An 8240-nucleotide genomic window follows, 5' to 3' on the forward strand; every position below is an offset into this window, starting at 1 on the left:
ACCCCGAACCGCAGCACCGCACCCCGCGAGGAACAGGAGAAACTTTAAGAAGGCGGCCTTCATGGCAAACCCAACTCGCTACCAGCCGTCCTACTCGTTCACCGGGTGGCAGGCTTACAATCCAAGCAGGCCGTTGCCGGCGACGAACATCGACGTCGAGTTCCAGAACCTGCAGCTCACGACGAACCAGATCATCGATGCCTTCTCGGACCTGCGCAGGTCCGACGGCAAGCTGGTGAGCGGCATCGTCGATCTGGCGTCCCTGTCGGACGAGGTGCTGTCGAAGCTTGGCGGCGGTGCGGGCGGCGGCGTGGTCTTCGCCACGCAGGTGCAGGCGGAGGCCGGCACATCGAGTGCGGTCGTCATGTCGCCGCTGCGGGTGAAGCAGGCGATTGACAAGTTCGGTGGCGGCGCGGGCGGGGGCAGCAACGATACCGCGGCCGAGATCCTCGAGAAGCTGAAGACGGTGGGTGGAACCGGCTCCGGGTTGGATGCCGGTCTCCTGGAAGGTCAGCGTGCTTCGTTCTTCCAGAACGCTGGCAACCTGAACGCCGGGACCGTGCCCCCGGCTCGCCTGCCGGCCCCGAGCGGCACCAACCGCGGCGCCGTCACGCTCAGCGACACCTCGGGTACGAGCGGCGCAGCCAGCGGCATCGCCGCCACGCCTGTCGCAGTGAAGGCGGTGGCCGACGCTCTCGGTAACAAGCAGGACAAGGTCACGAAGCTCGCCGGCACCGGCATTACGGACGTATACACGAAGGCCGAGACCAACGCCGCCATCCAGGACGCCGTCGACAGCGGTGGGGGTGGCTCGGGCGGCGGGTCCGACAGCGCGATCCAGATCCTCGACAAGTTGAAGACCGTCGATGGCGGCGGCTCCGGCCTGGATGCCGATCTCCTCGACGGGCAGTCCGGAGAGTTCTACCTCGACGCCAGCAACCTGACGGGTGTCGTGTCGCGCGATCATCTGCCGGACATCGAGAAGGACCCGGTCTTCTTCGGCAAGACCGACGGTCGGACCGACAGCAAGCTTTTCTATCGGGATGGCGACGCCCGCGGAGATGACGTCCACGCTTACGGGCTGACGTCGGTCGCAAGCCCATACAATCCTGACTACGCAGCCGGGAACTATATCGCTTCGCACGTCCGCCATGTCGCAGAGGGAACGGAAAAGAACGGACCGCGCGGCGCTGCGGTCGGTCTGGGTGTTTCCATGCAGAAGGAAGGTTTCGGCACGGGAACGGCCAAAGGCGGGGAGATCGACGCTCTCTACGTGGTGTTGCGGCAGGACAGCCCTCGCAACGGCGCAGCGGGTTCGGTCGGCGGATCCGGCGACATCATTCCCGACCGTGGCGACGGCTGCGGCATCCTGATCGATGCAGCCGTCTATGAGAACGTCGGCTTCGTCGGCGGGATCGAGGGCGCCACCACCGTCCTGAAGAACGACGGCAGCGGCCAAGCGCAGCGCATCAGCTACCAGATCGGGTGCACTGACACGACGCGGGGCAACAACTCGTTCGGCTACTTCGCCAGCGCGACCGTCGGCAAGGTTACGGGCGGCCTGCTGCTGACATCGATGGAAGGGGCCGGCGGGTTTTTCGAGAACTTCATCCAGTGCAACACGGACGTCGGGACGCTCTTCCAGGTCGACCGCCGCGGGCTCGTGTCATTCGGAAAGCTGACGAACGCCGGCCAGACCATCAACCCGGCCATGCATATGACGCTGCAGGCGGACTATTCGCTCGGTTGGATCAACGCCGACAAGTCCGTTCAGCTCATGAACCTGAACCAGAACGGCGATCTCGGCGTCTACGGCAATCTGGCGGCGGCCGCCTTGAACGTGACCGGCGGCGTCGCGCGCATCATCCCGAGCAACGCGGCGGGCGCCCCGAGCACCTGGACGGTCGGCTCCCTCTTCGTCGATGGCAGCGGCCGACTGCTCTACTGCGATGTGACCGGATCCGCTCCGAAGGCGATCCCGCTTGGCGGCGGATCAGGCGGCGGAAGCTCGGCCGTCATGCGCTTCGACAAGTCGTCGACGCGCATCGACAGCCGGATCTTCTCACGCGAGAACCAGGCCGTTGATGCCGGCACGTACCAGCTCACAGAGGTCGTGAGTCCTTTGAACCAGGCGACGACGGCCAACATCGTCGGCCATCATGTTCGCCACGTCGCGCAAGGATCGTCCCAGAACGGCCACCGCTCGGCAACGATCGCGTCCGGCGTTTCCCTCACGAAGGAAGGGTTCGGTAGCGGCAATGCAGGTCCGGGTGAGCTCGACGGCATCTACGTCGTCACGCGGCAGGACGGACCACGGAACAACGGTCAGAACAACGCCTGGGGCGTCACGATCGACACCGCAGGCCATCAGAACGTCGGGTGGATGGGCGGCATTGCCGGATCCACATCGATCCTTTCGAACACGACGCAAGGGCCTAACGGGGGCGGCGAGGTCATCCAGCAGCTCGGTTATCACATCGGCTCGATCGAGGATGGCGTCAGCCGTGCGATCGGTCTCGATGTCTACGCCGGGAAGGGCGCACTGAGCGCCGGCATTCAGGTCGTCAACCAGGAAGCGAACGGCGGCTTCTTCGCGAACTTCATCGAGTGCCTCGTCGACACGACTAAAGTCTTCGAAATCGATCGCAGCGGCCTCGTAAGCCTCGGCGGTCGCTACAACGACGGGACCGTGGCCCCGCCGCAGGTGCACCTGCGCGCGCAGAAGAACGGCGACCTCACGGTCGTGAACGCCAGCAAGACTGTGGCGAACGTCACCATATCGCAGGACGGCAATCTCTACGCCCGGACAGGCGTTTATGCGGCTGTCATCCAGTCGTCCGGCACGATCGCGGCAGCAGGCAACATATCTGCCGGGACCATCACCGTGACCGGCAATCTCGTATCCGGCGGAAAGGTCAGCGCAAACCTCCTGCGTCTGACGCCGGGAAGTCTCGGATCGTCGAGTTCCGAATACATCGCTGGCACCTTCTCCGTCGGCCAAAGCGGCCGGCCCCGCTTCTGCATGGCGAACGGCCAGGCGCCCGTTTTCCTCGCAACCACCACGACATGAGGCACGACCATGCGGATCGACTTTACGCGGACCCTTCAGTCCATCAACGGCGTGCCGCTGGCGCTTGAGGTCAACGAAGACGGCACGGTCAAGACACCGGCCACGCTTGGGAGCGTCGCGACCACTGCCGTCATGGCGCCGAGGGTTGTGAACGGCGAAACGCAGGCGGCGTCCGGACCGGAAGCGTTGCGAGCGCTCAGCCTGTCCCTTCGCATCTACGAGGCGACCGAACCGCTCGAGATCACCGCCGAGGACGTCGTCTATCTCAAGGAGCGAATTGCCGAGCACTGGACGCTTCCGATCGTCGTCGGTCGCGCCTGGCAGATGCTGGAAGGCGCATGAGCGATCCCGCCGTTACGACCCTCCGCCAGGCGACGGCGATCGTCATCGCGTACCTAGCTCGGCACGACGTCCCGCCTGCTAAGCTCCCAGCCCTCGTTGCCGAGGTGCGCGCTGCAGTCGAGCGAGAGCTGACGCCAGCCAACGAGCCGGTGCCGGGGCGTAAACTTCGTCCGCTGCGCGCGACAAGCGACCCTGCCGTTCCGATCGCCGAGTCCGTCACGCCCGACTACCTCGTCTCGCTCGAGACAGGGCAACAGCTGAAGGTGCTCGAGAAGCATCTGAAGTCGTTCGGCCTCACGCCCGCTGCTTATCGTGCTCGCTGGGGGCTGCCGGCCGACTATCCGATGGTTGCGCCACGCTTCGGGGCTTGGCGGTCGGATTACGACCGGTTGCTGGGCCTTGGAAAGGTGCCGAGGTTATCGACTGAGGCGTAGGGCCCGACGCCGGTTTGACTGAATCCTCAGTTGGACTCTGCGCCGTCGAAGCCGGCGCGCCAGGACAAACCGTCGGCGCTCTGCGACCGGTACGGGTTATCGTGCCGGCAATAGCCGCAATGCGCAGCGTGCGCGCCTTCCATACGGACCATCTCGTCACGGGTCAGACCGTGGCCCCGACGACCAATATTGAACGACCTCGTTTCCTCATTGAACAGGACAGCCTGCATCGGGCTCATGACGTTCTCCACACGTTGCAGCCCAAGTTTCGGAGGCGAAGCTGACGCCAAGCTTGGATCGGCGGTGTTGCTGGGCTGGTCGAATGATTGCCGCGACCTAGACGGGTGATCGACCTCGTCCAGTTCCGCATTCCTTCAAAGCGTCGAGCCGGCTCAATGCTGTAGCGTGCGCCGAACGGACTGATCCGAGCCGATTGCTTGCAACACTGCTTCTAGGCTCCGCTCCGCGCGATAGCGCAGGTAGACGTTTGGGCCGTCAGCCTCCTGCCGAGGCACGGCCAACTTCCCCGCTTTGGCAGCAACCAGTGCGATCTGGTCCGTCCATCCCCTCGTCCCGTCGCTCATAATCCACCCCGCCGTAAAGGAATGGGTAAGGATTACCCGAACGCGAGCAAAGGTTGGAGTTAATGGCTCCAACCCTTGGGAATATGGTGAAAGCGGATAAGCTGAAGCATCGGCGCGCGATGGTCGGGCTCAGTGTCCCTGCCGCTCGCACTCATCGAGAACCATCGCGATCTCGGCCGGATCGGCTGCGATCTCGCTATCCAGTCCGGCTTCCAGCCGCTGATCTGCCTGGCGGTATTCTTCGCATCGACCGGTCCGCGCAAGATCGGCCGCGCTGTCCGGCGTGAACCAGCGATAGGCATAGACGGCAACCGCCACCAGCAGAACGACGGAAAGAACGAGCTTCAGGGTGCGACGGGACAAGGGAAGGCCTCACAGCAGCAAAAGCCGTCAGGAACAACAGCGGGCTTTCGCAAGTCAACGCTGAAACGCCCGATGCGGGCGCCCGGCCTCATATGAAACGGATGGTTAAGCATGCTGGGGCAATCTGTGCCCTGGCAGTCGGACGTGTTGCGTAGGTTCGGCCATCAGAAGGCGTCGGGTATCCAAGCACCTGGCGCCTTCTTCGGTTTTGTACCCATCAACGAGCAACGTTGACTTCGAGCTCGGCTGACTATCTCTCACGCTCGACGCGTGGCTGCTGAGCTTCCACGCGCGGGCCCGCTCGGCAATTCGACCCAACATCGTGTCCGAGCGGGTCGCAATTCCTATGACGTATGGGTGAGACTGCAATTGTCTGTCGACCGATACGCGATACGTCGCCTCGGCAGTGGCCTATGGGACGTCGTCGACCATCACAGCACCGAGCAGCCCGACAAGTTCTTTGACCTATCGCATCGTATGAGCCGCACAGAAGGCGAGCGCATTGTTCATCTGCTGAACGAACTTGAGCGCCGTCTTCAAGCCAGAGCCGGACGCAACACGTGATGGTGGGGCGCCGTAATCGTCAGCTTGACGAACAACGGCTCGAACGCGCCCTAGTCGTCCCATGTCCAGCATGACGCGGGGCGTAAGGACCCGGCATAGTGGCCGGACCTAACGGCCATGCCCTGGCAAGATTCGCGGCAGAGAAGCCTCAGCTCCGCCAGTAGCCATCGCGTCAGCTTTTCCATGGAGCTGATGCGTAGACCCGCTCGAGAACCCACGCCGCTCGAGCGGGTCGCATCGGTGCAGAGGCTTGGGTTCGGCTCCTACTTCAAAGCTCCTGCGTCCGTATGCCGCTTCCGCCCATTTGCCTCCGAGCGGCATCGGCAGCGACCTGTAGCTGGCAACCTGATAGCATCGTGACTGTCGAAGGTCAGGCTATCGCCCCTCGGTGGGTTCGGCCCCAAGAGCGAAGGTTGAGATGCTGGAAGCCACAGACCCTCTCCTCGAAAGCGAGCCGGACCGCCTATCGCAGGTGCCGCTCACCGCCTTGCTCTTCTCGATCTCCAAGAAAACGCGAGCCATCATGGGCCTGAAGCTGGTCGAGCTTGGGCTTCACAATGGTCAGGATGAACTGCTCTTGGCTATCAGGGGCGGGCAGCCGCTGCATGTCTCGGTGATCGCAAAGCAGCTCAACGTTCGCCCTTCCACGGTCAGCAAGATGCTGGATCGCCTGATCGAGAAGGGGTTGGTCGCACGCATCTCGGATAAGAACGACGGGCGGCGAACGTTCGTCCAGATCACGGCATCAGGCCAAGCGCTGTGCAATGAAGTCCTCGCTCTGCACGAGAGCTTCGGACACATCCTCACGGAAAAGCTCGTCGGCGATCCTGCCGTGCTGACCCACGCGTTGTCCGAAACAGAGGAACTCCTTCGAAACCGACTTCAGCGCCTTCGCTGAGAAGCCGAGCGTCAGTGACGCCGGTTGTCGTTCGCTGAGACCCGACATCCGGCCCAGGTCAGTATGACGCGGAGATCCTCCTCCGTCTGGTAGATGTCGAGCAGCGTCACGCAGCCGGAGAGTTCCAGGGCTTCGTCTGCGGACATCTCACCCGCTTCGTAAGCCTCGATGATCTCGCGCAACCACACGGAATGTTACCTCGGCCCCAGCATGTCTCCGGGCCGCAATGCTGCGGGAGCGTGTGGGTTGCGCGGAGGCAATAAACTCGTCGGATTGCGCAAGGCCGGGTTGACGGGCTGTCATTGCGGCACAAGTGCATCGTACCGCGTTGATCCGTGCCCGGAAGAAGCGCGCAGGCCCGCTTACGGTGACGACATCACTGTGAGCGGGCTTTTTGCATGATTGACACCGTTCCTTCTGAAAAGGCACCAAGTCATATCGCCTCGGCAACTTGGGCGGCCGCCGCGAAGACCCGCACGGTCGTCGATACTTTCGGGCGGGTCGCCCATGGTGCTAGATGCTGGTTAAGCCGCCAGACAGCCGCATCGTCCGCGAATTAATCGTAATCGTCCGCAAATTAATCGTAGATCAAGGAAGGGTTGGGTGCTGGCGGGAGCGTGCCCTATACTCATCGGAGTAGGCTGCGATGACGTGGTTCGGTTTCTGTCGACAGTGGTCCGCAACCATGCTGATGAGGACGTCCGTACGCTTGCTGTTCGCTTGGGAACTTTGGTTCGCTTGGCGTCCGGTTGTCGCGTTCACGGGCAGACCGGACGTCCGGTTCCAGCGCGTATGGCTGAAGCGATGCTATCGCCGGCGTCATCATCGAGGTCGTTGGCAGTACAAGACGCTGGAGTGCGTAACCTCAGCGGCCGAAATGGAGCCAGGCCACCAGCGCAATGAGCCAGAGAATGGTCGATAGGGTCAAACCCACCGCCAGTCCGCGCGCCGGGCTTTGCGCGGACTGATACTGTCGCCGTGCGAGCGTCTTACGACTTATGTTTGCGTGCTGGACTGCGTGTGCCATGGCTCAATCCCTTCATCGCATAAACGATGATGGGCCCAATGGGTTCTCCGAACCTTACCTTCTTGCACGCGGTCCGTTTGACGTTCTGGTGATCTCCACGGCTATGGAGCTCGCAGCCCCTTTTCTGGCGTCGAGCTCACCCGTAACGCTGCCGCTTGGCGCCGTACATGGCAGCGTCGGCAGCCGATCGCAGATCGTCCCCGGTCATACCCGGCTCCCAGAGCGCGGCGCCAAGGCTGACCCCGATCGGAACGCGAACCTGTCCGAGATCGATCGGTTCGACGAACTGACGGCGGATCCGATCGAGGGCCACCGCGACGGCGCCGTCTGTTGCGGACGACAGGATCGCGGCGAACTCGTCGCCGCCCACACGGGCGATGCGATCCTTCTCGCGCAGCCCTGACCGCAGACGCTTTGCGGTATGGCGTAGAACGTCGTCGCCGACGCCATGTCCGTAGGTATCGTTGATCGCCTTGAAGCGATCGAGATCCGCAAGGATCAGTGTAAATGGAACGCTGCGATCCACCGATTGCGCCATGGCTGCGGCGAGATCGAGTTCGAAGCGGCGGCGGTTCGCAATACCTGTCACCGAGTCGACGAAGACAGCGGTCTGAAGCTCGGTCTCGGCCCGCTTCCGGTCGTTGATGTCGGCGGCCAGTCCGAGAAGCTGGACAATCTTGCCCGTCTCGTCGACGACCGGAGACAGGATCGTACGCCACCAGCGAAGTCCCGAGGGTGTTTCCGCCAGTTCCTCGTACTCGTCCATGACACCGGAGGCGAGGCAACGCCGATAGTTCGCCTCCCAGGCCTCAGCCCCTTCGAACGACATGAACTCGCCCGCCGTCTTGCCGATGAACATCTCCTTCGTCAGGCCCGAGATCTGACACAGGATGTCGTTGATGCCATCGTAGCGCAGAATGCCGTCGTCGGTGATGGCCACCGAGAATGCCGGAACGGC

8 protein-coding genes are annotated in these 8240 nt (G+C 63.0%); 4 read left to right on the forward strand and 4 right to left on the reverse strand.

Features of this window, described 5'->3' with window-relative positions; translation table 11 throughout:
* Positions 1-61: 61 nt before the first annotated feature.
* Genes BM175_RS20685 through BM175_RS20695 form a run of 3 tightly spaced genes read left to right on the forward strand, consistent with a single transcriptional unit; the run spans position 62 to position 3846 of the window.
* Positions 62-3070, forward strand: a complete 3009-nt coding sequence (locus BM175_RS20685; RefSeq protein ID WP_139224742.1) for a hypothetical protein — start codon at positions 62-64, stop codon at positions 3068-3070.
* 9 nt (positions 3071-3079) lie between these two features.
* Positions 3080-3412, forward strand: a complete 333-nt coding sequence (locus BM175_RS20690) for a hypothetical protein (RefSeq protein WP_090966509.1) — start codon at positions 3080-3082, stop codon at positions 3410-3412.
* Positions 3409-3846 carry a Ros/MucR family transcriptional regulator gene (locus BM175_RS20695; protein WP_090966511.1) on the forward strand — a complete coding sequence of 146 codons (438 nt, stop codon included), beginning with the start codon at positions 3409-3411 and terminating at the stop codon, positions 3844-3846. The genes BM175_RS20690 and BM175_RS20695 overlap by 4 nt, the downstream gene beginning before the upstream one ends.
* A gap of 26 nt (positions 3847-3872) precedes the next feature.
* Here BM175_RS20695 and BM175_RS20700 read toward each other — a convergent pair whose 3' ends face one another.
* On the reverse strand, positions 3873-4085 hold the full coding sequence (locus BM175_RS20700) for a hypothetical protein (RefSeq protein ID WP_090966513.1): 213 nt from the start codon (positions 4083-4085) through the stop codon (positions 3873-3875).
* A gap of 474 nt (positions 4086-4559) precedes the next feature.
* Complete coding sequence (locus BM175_RS20705) at positions 4560-4793, reverse strand: hypothetical protein (protein ID WP_090966514.1); 234 nt, start codon at positions 4791-4793, stop codon at positions 4560-4562.
* A gap of 982 nt (positions 4794-5775) precedes the next feature.
* On the opposite strand from BM175_RS20705, the gene BM175_RS20710 reads away from it, so the two are divergent.
* Positions 5776-6255: a MarR family winged helix-turn-helix transcriptional regulator gene (locus BM175_RS20710; protein ID WP_090966516.1), complete on the forward strand. Its 480-nt coding sequence runs from the start codon at positions 5776-5778 to the stop codon at positions 6253-6255.
* An 11-nt stretch (positions 6256-6266) separates the two neighbouring features.
* Here BM175_RS20710 and BM175_RS23270 read toward each other — a convergent pair whose 3' ends face one another.
* Both BM175_RS23270 and BM175_RS20715 read right to left on the reverse strand, forming a co-directional pair.
* Positions 6267-6401 (reverse strand): hypothetical protein, encoded by a 135-nt coding sequence (locus BM175_RS23270; RefSeq protein ID WP_280141136.1) that lies wholly within the window; start codon positions 6399-6401, stop codon positions 6267-6269.
* A 1017-nt stretch (positions 6402-7418) separates the two neighbouring features.
* The coding region (locus tag BM175_RS20715; RefSeq protein ID WP_139224743.1) for a sensor domain-containing diguanylate cyclase at positions 7419-8240 on the reverse strand (822 nt) is incomplete at its 5' end.

Source organism: Aureimonas phyllosphaerae, from assembly GCF_900113065.1.
Classification (GTDB): domain Bacteria; phylum Pseudomonadota; class Alphaproteobacteria; order Rhizobiales; family Rhizobiaceae; genus Aureimonas; species Aureimonas phyllosphaerae.